Source organism: Niveispirillum sp. CC-CTL257 (assembly GCF_059489915.1).
In genome coordinates this window covers 1,659,383-1,673,410 of record NZ_JCAJXE010000001.1, presented here as the reverse complement: position 1 = coordinate 1,673,410, position 14,028 = coordinate 1,659,383, and the positions used below count along the sequence as shown (strand labels likewise).

12 protein-coding genes are annotated in these 14,028 nt (G+C 63.1%); 2 read left to right on the top strand and 10 right to left on the bottom strand.

Translation table 11 applies throughout. The annotated features are described in order from the left end of the window. Window positions 1-147: 147 nt before the first annotated feature. The 6 genes from ABC729_RS07975 to uvrC form a co-directional block, all read right to left on the bottom strand. Window positions 148-1,830: a methyl-accepting chemotaxis protein gene (locus tag ABC729_RS07975; protein WP_495607093.1), complete on the bottom strand. Its 1,683-nt coding sequence runs from the start codon at window positions 1,828-1,830 to the stop codon at window positions 148-150. Window positions 1,831-2,004: 174 nt separating this feature from the next. Continuing rightward, on the bottom strand, window positions 2,005-3,225 hold the full coding sequence (locus ABC729_RS07970) for a sensor histidine kinase (protein WP_495607092.1): 1,221 nt from the start codon (window positions 3,223-3,225) through the stop codon (window positions 2,005-2,007). 111 nt (window positions 3,226-3,336) lie between these two features. Next, a complete protein-coding gene (locus ABC729_RS07965; protein ID WP_495607091.1) occupies window positions 3,337-3,816 on the bottom strand; it encodes a molybdenum cofactor biosynthesis protein MoaE in 480 nt (159 codons plus the stop codon). Beyond that, window positions 3,816-4,067 carry a molybdopterin converting factor subunit 1 gene (moaD, locus tag ABC729_RS07960; protein WP_495608659.1) on the bottom strand — a complete coding sequence of 84 codons (252 nt, stop codon included), beginning with the start codon at window positions 4,065-4,067 and terminating at the stop codon, window positions 3,816-3,818. The genes ABC729_RS07965 and moaD overlap by 1 nt, the downstream gene beginning before the upstream one ends. 7 nt (window positions 4,068-4,074) lie before the next feature. Next, window positions 4,075-4,638, bottom strand: coding sequence for a CDP-diacylglycerol--glycerol-3-phosphate 3-phosphatidyltransferase (gene pgsA, locus ABC729_RS07955; RefSeq protein WP_495607090.1), 564 nt, complete (start codon window positions 4,636-4,638; stop codon window positions 4,075-4,077). Between the two features lie 60 nt (window positions 4,639-4,698). Continuing rightward, window positions 4,699-6,636, bottom strand: coding sequence for an excinuclease ABC subunit UvrC (uvrC, locus tag ABC729_RS07950; protein WP_495607089.1), 1,938 nt, complete (start codon window positions 6,634-6,636; stop codon window positions 4,699-4,701). Window positions 6,637-7,500: 864 nt separating this feature from the next. On the opposite strand from uvrC, the gene ABC729_RS07945 reads away from it, so the two are divergent. Next, the gene (locus ABC729_RS07945) at window positions 7,501-7,974 is read left to right on the top strand and encodes a phasin family protein (RefSeq protein ID WP_495607088.1); all 474 of its coding nucleotides are present in this window, start codon (window positions 7,501-7,503) and stop codon (window positions 7,972-7,974) included. A 23-nt stretch (window positions 7,975-7,997) separates the two neighbouring features. Here the strand turns inward: ABC729_RS07945 and ABC729_RS07940 are convergent, their stop codons facing one another. The 3 genes from ABC729_RS07940 to ABC729_RS07930 form a co-directional block, all read right to left on the bottom strand. Next, window positions 7,998-9,224, bottom strand: a complete 1,227-nt coding sequence (locus ABC729_RS07940) for a GGDEF domain-containing protein (RefSeq protein WP_495607087.1) — start codon at window positions 9,222-9,224, stop codon at window positions 7,998-8,000. Between the two features lie 80 nt (window positions 9,225-9,304). Beyond that, on the bottom strand, window positions 9,305-10,510 hold the full coding sequence (locus tag ABC729_RS07935) for a GGDEF domain-containing protein (RefSeq protein ID WP_495607086.1): 1,206 nt from the start codon (window positions 10,508-10,510) through the stop codon (window positions 9,305-9,307). A gap of 154 nt (window positions 10,511-10,664) precedes the next feature. Further along, window positions 10,665-11,891: a helix-turn-helix domain-containing protein gene (locus ABC729_RS07930; RefSeq protein ID WP_495607085.1), complete on the bottom strand. Its 1,227-nt coding sequence runs from the start codon at window positions 11,889-11,891 to the stop codon at window positions 10,665-10,667. A 358-nt stretch (window positions 11,892-12,249) separates the two neighbouring features. Between ABC729_RS07930 and ABC729_RS07925 the strand changes: the two genes are divergently transcribed. After that, window positions 12,250-12,894: a hypothetical protein gene (locus ABC729_RS07925; protein ID WP_495607084.1), complete on the top strand. Its 645-nt coding sequence runs from the start codon at window positions 12,250-12,252 to the stop codon at window positions 12,892-12,894. 17 nt (window positions 12,895-12,911) lie between these two features. Here ABC729_RS07925 and ABC729_RS07920 read toward each other — a convergent pair whose 3' ends face one another. After that, on the bottom strand, window positions 12,912-13,925 hold the full coding sequence (locus tag ABC729_RS07920) for an MBL fold metallo-hydrolase (protein ID WP_495607083.1): 1,014 nt from the start codon (window positions 13,923-13,925) through the stop codon (window positions 12,912-12,914). Window positions 13,926-14,028 lie beyond the last annotated feature (103 nt).

Sequence of the window (14,028 nt, the reverse complement as noted above, 5' to 3'; positions counted from 1 at the left end):
ATGGCGGACGACGGCAGTTGCGGCGGGGTGAAGTCTTAAACGCTGTCGGTGGACCCCCTGCTTGATCCGGCAATGATTGCGGCCCCCTGTGATTCAGGCCGGCATTGCCACCGGGGATCGCAGGGGGCCGGTTGTATACTGTCCGGCTCAGGCGGCGCGGATATCAGACAGGAACCGCTCGACGCGCGCCCGCAGATGCTCAGCTTGCTGGGCCAGTTCCTTGGCAGCACCCAGAACCTGGGTGGCGGATGCCCCGGTCTGGGCGGCGGCCTCGGTCACCTGGCTTACATTGGCGGAGACTTCCTGCGTGCCGGTGGCTGCCTGGGTCACATTGCGGCTGATCTCGGACGTGGAGGCACCTTGCTGTTCCATGGCAGCGGCGATGGAGGCGCCGATTTCCGAAACTGACTGGATGGTGGTGCCGATGGACCGAATGGCGGAGACGGAACTGTCGGTCGCCTGCTGCACCGACGAGACCTGGGCCGCGATCTCCTCTGTCGCCTTGGCCGTCTGATTGGCGAGCGCCTTCACTTCCGACGCCACGACGGCAAAGCCCTTGCCGGCTTCCCCGGCGCGTGCCGCCTCAATGGTGGCGTTCAGTGCCAGCAGGTTGGTCTGGCCGGCAATGTCCTGGATCAACTGCACCACAGCCCCGATCTTGCCCGCCGCCTCGGCCAGACCAGCCACGGTATTGTCGGTCTGGCGGACCTCCGTATAGGCGCGGTCGGAAATGGTCTTGGAGCGGTTGACCTGGGTATTGATCTCGGTGATGGAGGCGGCCATTTCCTCTGCGGCGGCGGCGACAGTCTGAACGTTGGCCGTGGTCTGTTCAGCGGCGGCAGCGGCGGCGGCGGCCTGACGGTTGGTCTCTTCGGCAATGGCGCTCATGCTCTGCGCTGTCGCGTCCAGTTCGGTGGCGGCGGAACTGACGGTGCGCAGCACGGCGGAGGATTGCTCATCGAAGGCCTTGATCAGGTCGTTGACGCGGACTGCGCGGGCTTCCTTGGCGGCCTGCTCCTGTTTCTGCACCTCGGCCAGACGGTCGGCCTCGATCAGCCCATCCTTGAACACCTGCACCGCGCGGGCCATGTCGCCGATTTCATCCCCCCGGTCGCCACCCTCCACGGCCACGGTCAGCTCATGCTTGGCCAACCGGTTCATGGTGTCGGTCATGCCGCGCACCGGCTTTACAACCCCGGAAATCAGGGACCAGCCGGCAGCCAATGCCAGTGCCGTAGCCAGGGCCAGGACCACTGCCGTGATGATCAACGACATGCGAGTGGTCGTCTGCAGATCACCAACGAGTTGGGCCGCCGCATCCTCGTTCAATTTGATCAGTTTGTTGATATCTTCCTGGAACTTGTAGAAGAGTGGCGTCTGCTGATCTCGCATCAGGGCACTGGCTTCTTCTGATTTGTTCTGCCGGGATAGCGCATGAACAGATTTCCAGTTAGACATATACTCGGCCCATTTCGACATGGCGTCATCATAAATGGACTTTTCTTCCTTTGAGCTTATCAACGGCTCATAGTTTTTCCGGGATTGTTCGAGTTCTTTTTGGGCACCCTCCATTCTTCCTTCAAGGGCATCCATCTCCTTGTCAGTCAGTGCCAGCACATGCTGATACTGGTTGACCCTGGTTCGCAGGGCAGAGGTGTAAATATCCTCAATTTCCTTAACCGAGGGCAAAGCATTTGTCCCAATGACCACGCCGCTATCCGCTACGCTGTTGAGGCGCGTCAGCGACAGCAGTCCAAGCAAAAGCGTCAAGGCCAGGACCACGCCAAAGGCGGCGATCACACGGGTGCGTATCGAGATGTTGCTGAACATGATCCCTCCCGAAATGTAGATCGGGTTTGAGGTGGACTATGTCCAATGTCATATGCCTGTGTGCTTTCCCGCACAATCTATGCGTCGGGATAGTGACTAACATTCTAATAAAGCCTTAGGCTGCAATCCTTCCCCTGAACATAGCAGAGGTCTGTTTTTCTTTAATATTCAGCGTCAGGCGGAGATATCGCCCGGCGCGCTGGGCGGCAGGCGGACGCTGACCACAGTGCCCTGACCGGGAACGGACGAGATGTCCAAGGCACCGCCCAGCATTTCCACGAAACGGCGGGTCAGCGGCAGGCCCAGGCCGGTGCCTTTGGGGTGCGGCTTATCCGGTTGGCGCACCTGACCGAAAGGCTTCATGGCGGTCGCGATATCCTGGTTGGCGATGCCGACGCCGGTGTCCCGGATGACCAGGATGACGGCACCCCCATCATCCAGCCCTGCCACTTCCACCGTCACACGGCCGCCGCGCGGGGTGAATTTGATGGCGTTGGAGGCAAGGTTGATGACGATCTGGCGGATTTTCTCCGGATCGGTGCGGATGCGCAGCGGAATGTCGGGGACCTTGATATCCAGCGTGATGCCCGTCCCTTCGGCCAGCTGGCGCAGCATGCGGGCGCTGTCCTGGACGGTGCGGCCGATATCGATCTCGCGGATATCCAGCGGGTCCGCCCCGGCCTCCGCCCGCGCCAGATCCAGCGTGCCATCGACAATGGCCAGCATATGCGTCGCGGCCTGATGAATATCGACAGCATATTCGGGATAACGCGCGTCGGTATGGGGGCCGTGGGCCGCATCCCGGATCAGTTCGGAAAAGCCGATGATGGCATGCAGCGGCGTCCGCAGCTCATGCGAGGCATTGGCGATCATGTCGGTGGTGGGGCGGCTGTCGCGCGGTTCCGGCCGCTGCTCCAGCAAACGGCGTTCGGCAATCTTCAGCAGCTCCATCGCCTCTGTCAGGCGTTGGTTGCGCTCCTCGGCGGCCTGTTCGGCCTTGATCAGCCGGTCGCGCAGCCGCAGATGCGACAAGAGGCGGGTTTGCAGTTCCGCCACCGTCTCCGGCCGCTCCATCACCTCCAGCACACCCAGTTCCACGGCGGCGGTGCGTTGATGTGGCATGACATCGTCGCCGATCATGATGATGGTCGGCTCCACCGGCAAATCGGCGGCCTTCACATTGGCGACAAGGCCCAGCGGCGTGCCCACACCATCCAGGTCAAGGACAAGCAGCGCCGGCCACCGCGACCGGCAGGCAGCCAGCAGTTCGTCGTCCGCCTTCAGAAAGCGCAGATCGACGGCGGGCGAAAGCCGTTTCAGCACGGCCGGTACCGGATAGCTGGATTTGTCCCCGCCAACGACCAGGATCGTGGCGGGATCGTCCTTCACATACATTTCGATGCGGGCAAAGTTTCGCTGGTCCTAATATTTGGCACAAGCGGCGCCGCTTGTCGCCTGCAACCTTGCCGCCCACACCGCATGGGCGATGCGAATTAGCGGTAGGTGTTACCTCGAAAGGTCAGACCAGCGGTCGGTGGCATTCTGGTCGCTGTGGCGCGCTTCGACCCACCGGTCGCCTTCGCTGGCGGTATCTTCCAGTTTCCAGAACGGGGCCTTGGTCTTCAGCCAGTCCATGATGAACCGGCAGGCATCGAACGCCGCCTCCCGGTGGGCGGACGCGCAGGCGACAAGCACGATGCGTTCCCCCGGCTCCATCCGCCCATAACGATGGATGATCAGGCTGGCCGACAGCGGCCACCGGGCCTTTGCTTCGGCCTCAATGGCTTCCAGCTGCCGTTCGGTCATACCGGGATAATGTTCCAAGGTCAGGGCCTTGACGGTGCCCGGCCCTTCGCCCGCCTGCGGGTGCATGTCGCGGACCAGACCGGTGAAGCTGCACACACCGCCGATCCCGGTATCGCCATCGGACAAGGCCGCCAGTTCGGCCCCGATGTCGAAATCGTTCCGCTGGACCCTGACGGCCATCAGCCGCCCGTCACCGGCGGGAACAGCGCCACCTCATCACCCGCCACCACCGGGTGGGTGAAGGGCACATATTCCTGGTTCACGGCCACCTTGACGACATCCAGGTTGGCCAGCGCCTCGGCATAACCATCCCCACGCCCGCGCAGCCAGTCGATCAGGCCGGCGACATCCGTCACGCCGTCGGGCACGGCAACGCGTTCTTCGGCCATGCCGATCTTGGTGCGCAGCCAGGCGAAATAGAGCAGCTTCAGCATCAGATCACCCCTCCGGGTTCAGCATATGGCGCAGGCCCGCGCGCAGATAATCCCAACCCGTCAGCAGGGTCAGCGCGGCGGCCAGCCACAGCCCAACCTCCCCGATCAGGGTGACGGGCCAGCCTTCCGGCCCGTCGGCTCCCACGATCAGCCAGCCGATGGCTCCCATCTGGATAGCCGTCTTCCATTTGGCAAGCTGGCTGACCGGAACGGAGATGCGCAGACCCGCCAGGAATTCACGCAGGCCTGATACCATCACTTCCCGCAGCAGGATGATGATGGCGGGGATGACGGCCAGCCCCTCGATCTTGCCCACCGCCGCCAGCACCATCAGCACGGCAGCCACCAGCAGCTTGTCGGCAATCGGGTCCAGGAACTTGCCGATCAGGCTTTCCTCCCGCCAGATGCGGGCCAGATAGCCGTCAAACCAGTCGGTGATGCAGGCCGCCGCGTAAAGACCCAGCGCCGTCCAGGCGCTCCATTTGCCGGGAAAGAAGAACAGGGCCACGATCACGGGGATCACGGCGATGCGCGACAGGGTCAGGATATTGGGCAGGCTGGTCAGCATGGGCGCCAAGTCGGGGTGGTGAAGGGGCCAGGGCCGGGGGAGGGGCCAGTGGCGCGCATCCTATCCTTCCCCGTGGAAGTGATCATAGATGATTCTGGCGACAGCCTCGCTGATGCCCTCCACAGCCTGGAGATCGGCCAGCCCGGCCCGTGAAACGGCCCGCGCCGACCCGAAATGCAGCAGCAAAGCCTTCTTGCGGCGCGGCCCGATTCCCTGAATCTCGTCCAGCGGCGAGGCGCTGATGGCCTTTTCCCGCTTGGCGCGATGGGTGCCGATGGCGAAACGGTGCGCCTCGTCGCGCAGACGTTGGAGGTAGTAGAGAACCGGGCTTTTATGCTCCATGCCGAAGGGCGGGCGGCCCGGCATGAAGAAGCGTTCGCGCCCCGCATCGCGGTCTGGTCCCTTGGCGATAGCAACCAGGGGGACGTCTTCGATGCCCAGTTCGGCCATCACCTCCATCACCACGCCCAACTGCCCCTCGCCACCGTCGATCAGCACCAGATCAGGCCAGCTTTCGCCCGCCCGTTCCGGGTCTTCCTTAAGGGCCCGTTCGAATCGACGGGTGAAGACCTCCCGCATCATCGCGAAATCGTCGCCGGCGGCCTCGGGCGCCTTGATATTGAATTTGCGATAGGCGTTCTTGATGAACCCGTCCGGCCCCGCCACGATCATGCCGCCGATGGCATGCGCGCCCTGGATGTGGCTGTTGTCATAGACCTCGATGCGCTTGGGCGGCTCCGCCAGACCAAACGCTTCCGCCACACCGGCCAGCAGCTTGGCCTGACTGCCCGTTTCGGCCAGACGGCGGCCATGGGCGTCGCGGGCATTGGTGATGGCATGGTCGAGCAGCCGCTTCTTGTCGCCCCGCTTGGGCGCGTGCAGTTCCACCTTGGACCCGGCCCGTACCGACAGCGCCTCCTGCAGCAGCGCTTCTTCCGTCAGGTCATGGCTGACCAGGATCAGCGGCGGGGCCGCCTTGTTGTCATAGAATTGGGCGATGAAGGAGGCCAGGACCTCCTCGACCTCCAGCACCTTGTCATGGCTGGGGAAATAGGCGCGGTTGCCGTAATTGCGCCCGCCCCGGAAGAAGAAGACCTGAATGCAGGTACTGCCCCCATCCTGATAGGCAGCGATGATATCGGCATCGTCCACACCTTCGACATTGATGTCCTGATGCGCCTGGATGGCGGTCAGGGCCCGGATACGGTCGCGCAGTTTGGCCGCACGTTCGAAATCCAGCGCTTCTGCCGCCGCCTGCATGTCGGTGGCCAATGCCGTCTGAATGTCGCGGCTGCGTCCTTCCAGGAACTGTTTGGCCTCGCGCACCTGATCGGCATATTCGCCTGCCGTCACCTTCTCCACACAGGGTGCTGTGCAACGCTTGATCTGGAATTGCAGGCAGGGGCGGGTGCGGCTGTTGAAGATGGTATCGGCACAGGTGCGCAGCTGGAACGCCCGCTGCAGCGCCGTCAGCACGCGGTTGACGGCTCCGGCAGACGCGAAGGGGCCGTAATAGGAGCCGGCCTCGGTCCGCGTACCGCGATGCTTGGTCAGCTGCGGATAATCCTGCCCGCCCGTGATCAGAATATGCGGAAAGGTCTTGTCGTCGCGCAGCAGCACATTATAGCGCGGCATCAGCTTCTTGATCAGATTCGATTCCAGCAGCAGCGCCTCCACCTCGGTATGGGTGGTGACGAACTCCATCTGCGTGGTCTCGGCGATCATGCGCTGCAACCGGATGGGCAGCTTCACCGGCATCGTATAGTTGGTGACGCGCTTTTTCAGGCTGCGCGCCTTGCCGACATACAGCGCGTCCCCCTCATCATTCAGCATCCGGTACACGCCGGGCCGGTCGGGCAGGGTGCGCAGGTAGCCCTTGATGATCTCCACACCCCGGTTCAGATCCGCGACGGCGCGTTTGCGCCTGCTCGGTGCCGCGACAGGGGCATCCGTGGCGGGCGTGGGGGAGGGCGGATTGTGGTCGGCGTCGTCGATCATGGTCCAGCATGTGGCGCATCCGGCCCCGCCGGTCAATCACCCGCTGAAACGCGCCTCCTGCATCGGCTTCCCTCTGCCGGAGGTCATAGAACATAGCCGGAAGCGATACCGGTAACCCGGCACCCCCACCCATCCGGCCAGCCGATGATGGATGGGGACAGTTCCGGATGATTTCCACGAAATCTGTGGATAAGTCTATGGACAAGTGCGGGTGTGGATGGTGTGAAGCCAGGGGTTCTGCGGGTTCCATCGGCTTGCACAAAAAATAGGCAGAAAAAATCATAGTATTGATTTTATTGAACTTTTTGTAAGTCAAGCAGACACCGAACTGTCATGCAAGCCATTCCAGGGCTTGACAGGGCCAAGAATCGCTTCGTAGCGCGGCGCGTTGTCGGCCTGTGCAAAAGCTTAGGACCATGAACGCAACAGGCAGGACGCAATTCGTCCGCGCTTGGGAACCCGCACCCTCTGATCAGGGTTAAAACTTCGTTTACGGCGGGATCAAGACCGTGCCGCCGTAACGAATAAGTAAAGATGCCCCCAGGTGCGGACAGAGTTCTCGTCGGCTTCGGGGGCAGTCCTGTATCTGGGAATAAACACCGCTCGTGCGGATAGGGTGGGAAAGCCGTGGGGGCGGCGGCGTACCACCCGCAGGCGGGGATGGCAGCCATGCTTGCACGCCAACCTATCGGTTCGAAACAGTCAGGAGCTTGATTTGCCAATACTTTTGTGCGCTGCAACAAAGAAGTTGACGAAAAAAGCGGCAAAGTGCATTATCAAGCTCGGATTTGCTGCGGCGCAACAGGTTGATCCTGGCTGCCTGCCGATCCGGCGCACCTGACGACAGACACATTGGGGATTGCCATGGCCACCAAGAATCCGTTTCTGGACTTCGATCCGGCGAAGTTCTTCGACATGAACCGCCTGACCGACTTCCAGAAGGCCTTTACCGAGTTCAAGCTGCCCAGCCCCGATTTCGAGGGTGTGGTCGCTGCTCAGCGCCGCAATGTGGAAGCCATCGTCGCCGCCAACCAGCTGGCCGTCGAAGGTTATCAGGCTGTCGCCCGTCGTCAGGCCGAAATCATCCGCCAGTCTCTGGAAGAGACCTCGACCATCATCAGCGAGCTGATGACCCCCGGCACCCCCGAAGACAAGGTGGCCAAGCAGGCCGCCCTGGTGAAGGCTTCGTTCGAGAAGGCCTCCGCCAATCTGAAGGAACTGTCCGAACTGGTGGCTAAGTCCAACAGCGAAGCGGCCGAAGTGCTGTCCAAGCGCGTCAAGGAAAGCATCGAAGAGCTGCAGGGCGTTCTGTCCAAGGTTGCTCCCAAGAAGGGCTGATCCTTGGTAAAGCGTCACTGACGTCAGTTGAAGGCCGCCCCCCGTGGGCGGCCTTTTTCGTTGAGGGGGAAGGGGATGACGCGGTTGTCGCCGATGGTTGGGCGGCGTCCATCCTGCCGCTGGCGCTTGTCGGCATACATGGCCGCGTCGGCATGGCGTAGCAGACTGTCAATGTCGCGCCCGTCGCGCGGGGCCAGGGCGGCCCCCAGGCTGATGCGCACCGGCTCGATATCATCGCTCAGCACGATGGGGCCCTCCACCATCTGGCGCAGGCGGGCGCAGGCTGCGTCCAGCCCCTCGCCATTGTCCAGATTGCTGAACAGCACCACGAATTCGTCCCCGCCGATCCGCGCTGCTTCATCGCTGGTGCGCAGGCCGTCGCGCAGGCGGTCTGCCACGGCGCAGAGCATGGCATCGCCGCCGCAATGGCCGTAGCGGTCATTGATTGATTTGAACTGATCCAGATCGAAAAAAGCCAGACCGAAGCCGGGGCCGCCGCGTTCCAGCCGGGCCAGGGCACGGCCCAGCACCGCCTCCAGATGCCGGCGGTTGGCCAGTTTGGTCAGCGGGTCAATCTGGCTGACCGTCTGCACTTCCTGCCGCACGCGCATATTGACGGACAGCATCAGGCCATAAACCCAGCCAAGACCACACAGGGCCACGATGGTGAAGATCATGGCGTTGAGGTCGTAATAGGGGAACCTCTCCCCCTCATCCAGGGTCAGGGCGACGGTCCAACGCCAGGATGCAGCCCCCGCCATCAACAGCATGAAGCCGGCGGCCATGCCATGCACCACCCGTTCATGCGGGTTGGTCCGCCACATCATGGTCAGCGCCGTTCCCGCCAGACACAGCACGCAGATCGCGTCATGCCAGAGATAGCGGCGTGTCACAACATCCCGGTTCAACAGGGAAACAGCCACCGCCATCAGGACCGCCGCCAGCACCAGTAGGCGTCTGGTCTCCGCCCGCCCGAAGCCGCGAAAGCGCAGGGCACCCTCCAGCATCAGGATCATGGAGGCGAGATTGAGCGAATTGTTGAGCACCGTATAGAAAGGGCCGCGCATCACCCCCTGGATCACCATCACGGACAGGACCCAGGCACCGACATGCAATGTCTGCGACAAGCTCCAGACATCCAGGCCAGCAACTTTCGGGTTGATCCGCCATACCACGATCAGCGCAAGCGTATTGATGACAGCCAAAGCCGCCACCACTATCGACATGGTGAAGAAATCAACCCCAGGCATTGCCCCGTCCGCCTGTATGTATTGCCCCGCATTAACCATATGGCGGAAACCACGCGTCGCCAAGCCGGTTACCCTATCCGTCAGGATGGTGTCGGGTCGTGCAGTTCTGTCGTTATGGAGGGGCTGAGCGGCGACAGTTTGGTTTCCTGCCGGCTTCGCTTATCCGCATACATGATCCCGTCGGCGCGACGCAGAAGATCCTCCGGCATTTCGCCATGCAGGGGGGCCAGGGCTGTTCCCATACTGACCCTGATATCAATGACGTTCTGATCGCGCCGCAGCGGACCCTCAATGGCCTGGTGCAGCCGCCGGGCAACGGTTTCCAGGGCCGCCGCATCCTCCAGTCCGGGCAGCAGCACCACGAACTCATCGCCGCCAATGCGGGCCGCCAGATCCTGGGTCCGCATGTCCTGGCGCAACCTTTCGGCCACGGCCACCAGAACAGCATCACCCACCGCATGGCCCCAACGGTCATTGATGGGCTTGAACCGGTCCAGATCGAAATAAACCAGCCCCAGCAGGCCGCCGGTGCGCGACCGCTGCGCCAGCGCACGCGCCAGTTCCTGCTCCAGCGCGCGGCGGTTATCCAGCCCCGTCAATGGGTCGATCAGCCCAGTCAAGATCACCTGCCGCTTGGCCTCGGCGTTGATGGACAGGATCAGGCCGTACACCGTGCCCAGGCAGCACATGGCGACACCGCCGAACAGGATGAAGTTGAAGGCCCGTGACCCCATCTCGGTCCAACCCTGCATGATGGCGACCGCCAGGCCCCAGCGCGCCAGATAGATGGCGGCCTCTACCAGAATGTAAAAGGCGGCCATGGTATGGGCCAGCCGCTGATGCGGTGCCATGCGCCATAGCAGGCCCATTGCGGCACCAGACAGAAGCAGACCGGCCACCGCATCATGGAACAGATAGCGGGCGACATCATTGCTGCGATTGACAAAGGACAGAATGATGATGATCGCCATGACCAGCAGCATCCAGGGCAGCCTGATCCGCCCCTGACCCATATTCCGGAACCGCAATGTGCCTTCCAGCAGCAGCAGCATGCCGCCCAGGTTTATGCTGTTATTGTAGGCCGTGAAGAAAGGGTCGTTCAGAACGCCGATATTAACGAACAGAGCCGGCAACCACGCCGCCATGAAGGCAAATTGCGCTGTCACCCAAAGGCGAAGGCCGGGCATGCCGGAATGAATGCGCCAGACGATGACAATGGCGATGCTGTTAATCAGGGCCACCGCCCCGATCAGTGTGGACAGGGTAAAGAATTGCTGTGTTGTCATGCCCCCCGCCGGCGTCTTCGTCCGGTTACATGGTAGGATTCAGTATAGGCATGCAACCGGCGATGTCATGGACAAATCTGCGTTGGTGCAAATAAAAAGCCCCGCCTTAACAGCGGGGCTTTTGTTTTACAACCACTGCACAATGCCAGTGTGATCAGCCACGTGACTGTTGCGGCGGCGGTAGGTTGGTGCGATAGGCGGGGAAGGGGATCGGGCGCAACTCTTCCTTGCGGCTGGCCGAAATCTCGATCTCCATGCGGGCAATGACCTTGCGCAGCTCATGCAATGCATCGGTCAGACCCTGCACGCCGCCACCTGTCTGGCCCTTCCAGGCCTTGTAGGCTTCGGCGCAGGCCTTGGCAGCCGCGTCCATGCGCTCATCGGCGGGCACTGTCGGCGTCTCCGCCGCCTCCAGCCGGGCCGGGTTGCGCTGCTGCTGGCGATAGGGATAGACGACCTCGATGGGCCCTTCGCTCAGGTTCACATCGACCGGTGCGCGTTCCACGCGACCCTCACCGCCCTGGGGACGGTCGAAGTCGCGGGGCGGACGGGCCTCAAGCCGGTCACGGCCCAGACGCTCACCGCCGAAGCGTTCCCGCTGCGGGCCGGGCTGGCCCCCTTGCGGGAAGCGCGGCACGTGGCCCTGACGCCGGTCGCCATTCTGGTTACGGTCCTGACCGCGGTCGCCGCGATCCTGTCCACGATCACCCCGATCCTGGCGCGGCTCGCCCCGGAACTCGCCACGGTCGGGACGACCCTCGCGTCCTTCCTGGGGGAAACGCTCACCGCGTTCCGGGCGGTCCGGCCGCTCACCCCGGTCAGGACGGCCTTCACGGCCCTCACGCGGCGGGCGGTTGTCGCGACCTTCAAACCGGCGCGGGGCGACGTCGCCCACACGACCGCTGTCATGATGGAACGGCGATTCACGAGTCGGTTCAACCGGCGCATCGGTCGCGGCCGGTGCAGCAGCGGGGGCGGCCACGGATGCGGGTGCCGCCTCCGCTACCGGAACCGTGTTGACGACGGGTTCTGCCGTTTCGGCTTCAGGGGCCGGTGCGGCGGCGCGCGGCGCACGACGCGGGCGGACCGGTTCGGCGGCGGGGGCTGCTGCTTCCGGTGCCGGGGCGGCAATGATCGCCACCGGGGCCACGGGGGCCGGTGCGGCCTCTGCCACGCCATCATCGCCCTCTCCGGTCAGGCCTGCGGCCTCCGCCTTACGGACGATGTAGGAGATGGCACTGGGCGTACAGTCGAATTCGCGCGCGATGGCGGACAGGGTTGCCCCCGCCTTGTAACGCTCAAGAATTCGTGGCCAAGCGGATTGCGGAATTCTGCCCCGACGCTTCGGGGAGTCCGCATCACCTTCATTTTCGGCGTTCAAGATATCACTCGGTTGCCAGAGAGGCTCTTGCGTCATGCAGCGGGTTCACATTCTGGGACAGACCCACCGCATGTAATGGCTGTTGCAGGGGCCAGGAAGGCCACGGCATGCCAAACGCAAGGGGACTGCCAGGATTTGTGAAACCAGATATGGGGGAATTGCCAGAGAATTGAAAGAGAAACTGCGACCGCGCCGCAAAAAATCCCGACATGGTGTTCACGGCGTCATGGCCGGCGGACGGGACCGGATCGGATTGGTAATGAAATCACAGCCGCTGGTGCGGGGCGCCACTTGCGGGGTGCGGCGGCTTGGGGCACAGTCGCCACCATTCATCCCGTTGCAACCGGACCTTATCCGCATGCCGTCCTTTCGTCAGGCCGCCCGCGCCATCGGCGCTTCCGCCCTTGCCATTCTGCTCGCCACGGTTCCCGTTCTTGCAGCACCTGCACCGAAGGGGCCTTGCTACACGGTTCCTGAATTTGCGGCCGAACAGGGTATCCGTCTGCATACGGAACTGATGGTGATCGGTCTGACCTGCCAGCAGATGGACGTGCCGGGCCAGATGAGCCTGTTCAACCAGTATAAACAGTTCACCTTGAAGCATCAGGCCCGCATCCAGGAATGGGAGAAGAGCCTGGTCGGTTATTACAAGCGGACGAGCAAGGGCAACGCGACGCGCAGCTTTGACAGTTTCCGCACCCGTCTTGCCAATGAAACGTCGCAGCGCGCCATCGCCCTGACCACGCCTGTATTCTGTGGCACGCATGCACCGCTGGTGGCGCAGGCCATGGCGGCCAGCCTTGCCGAGATTGAGCAGGGGCTTCAGCCCGATGCCGCCGGCGTGCGCCTTGCCAATGCCCCGCGCTGTGACAAGCCGGCCCCCACCATCCTGATGGCCGATGCCGCAGCGGCTGCAAATAATTCCCCGCCGCGCGCGCCGTCGGCTGGCGTGTCGGGTGCTGCCGCAGGGGCCAAGACCAAGGCCAAGTCGAAGCCGGAATAAACGCTTTCGCAACGGGGTCAGGGCCGGGCGAAAAGCCAGGCCCCATCCTCGCGCTTTTGCCGCGACAGCCGGCCCTGGCGTTCCAGATGATTGATGTGGGCCAGCGCCTCGCCAGCGGCAAAGCTCATCTGATGGGTGTCTAGGACGCGGTTGAACATCAGCCGCGTGATTTCCGCGATGGTGCGCGGTCCCTCAGCGCAGAAGCCCACCGCCTCGTCCAGCCGTTCCGCGTGATGGCGGCTCAGTTCATCAATGCGGCCGCGCAGGTCGCTGAACGGGCTGCCATGGGAGGGCAGGACCAGTGTGTCGGCTGGTAAGGTGCGCAACCGCCCCAGCCCGCCCAGAAATTCCGCCAGCGGATCGGCAAATGGTTCCGCCGGCCAGACGCTGACATTCGGGCTGATACGCGGCAGCACCATATCGCCAGCGATCAGAATATTGCCGTCGGCGCTATAAAGGCAGGCATGTTCGGGGGAATGTCCGCCGGAGGTGATGATGGTCCAGTCCCGATCCCCGATCCGCAGGCGGTCCCCCTCTGTGATCCGGTCGAAGGTGGCGGGCACCATGGGCACGCCGCGCGCATAGGCATTGCCGCGCACCGTCAGCGCCGACAGCATCTCCGGCTCCAGACCCATGGCGCCATAGAAGCGGCGGCCGGCTTCCGCGATCTCGTCCGAATTGTCCAGGCTCAGCATGCGTGCCAGCAGCCATTCGGTGCGGGTCATGCGCAGCGGCGCCTGGAACCGCTGGCACAGCCAGTCGGCAAGGCCGATATGGTCGGGGTGGAAATGCGTGACGATCACCTGACGCACGGGCAGCCCCTGCATCACTTCGGCGGCCACATTCTCCCAAAGCCCGCGCGTCAGGCTGCTGGCCACACCGGTATCGATCAGGGTCCAGCCGGGGGTGCCATCGGGCATCCGATCTTCCAGAAGCCAGACATTGATATGGTTCAGCTGAAATGGCAGCGGCAGGCGCAGCCCATGGATTCCAGGGGCGACCAGGGTGATCTGCGGGGCCGGGGCGGTCACGGGATGGCTGACCTTTCCTTAAGCGGGGTCCATGGGACTATGCATTCGTCTCTCAAAAGACATAGGACAAGCAATCGCACTTTGCCATGTCGCAGCGCATGAT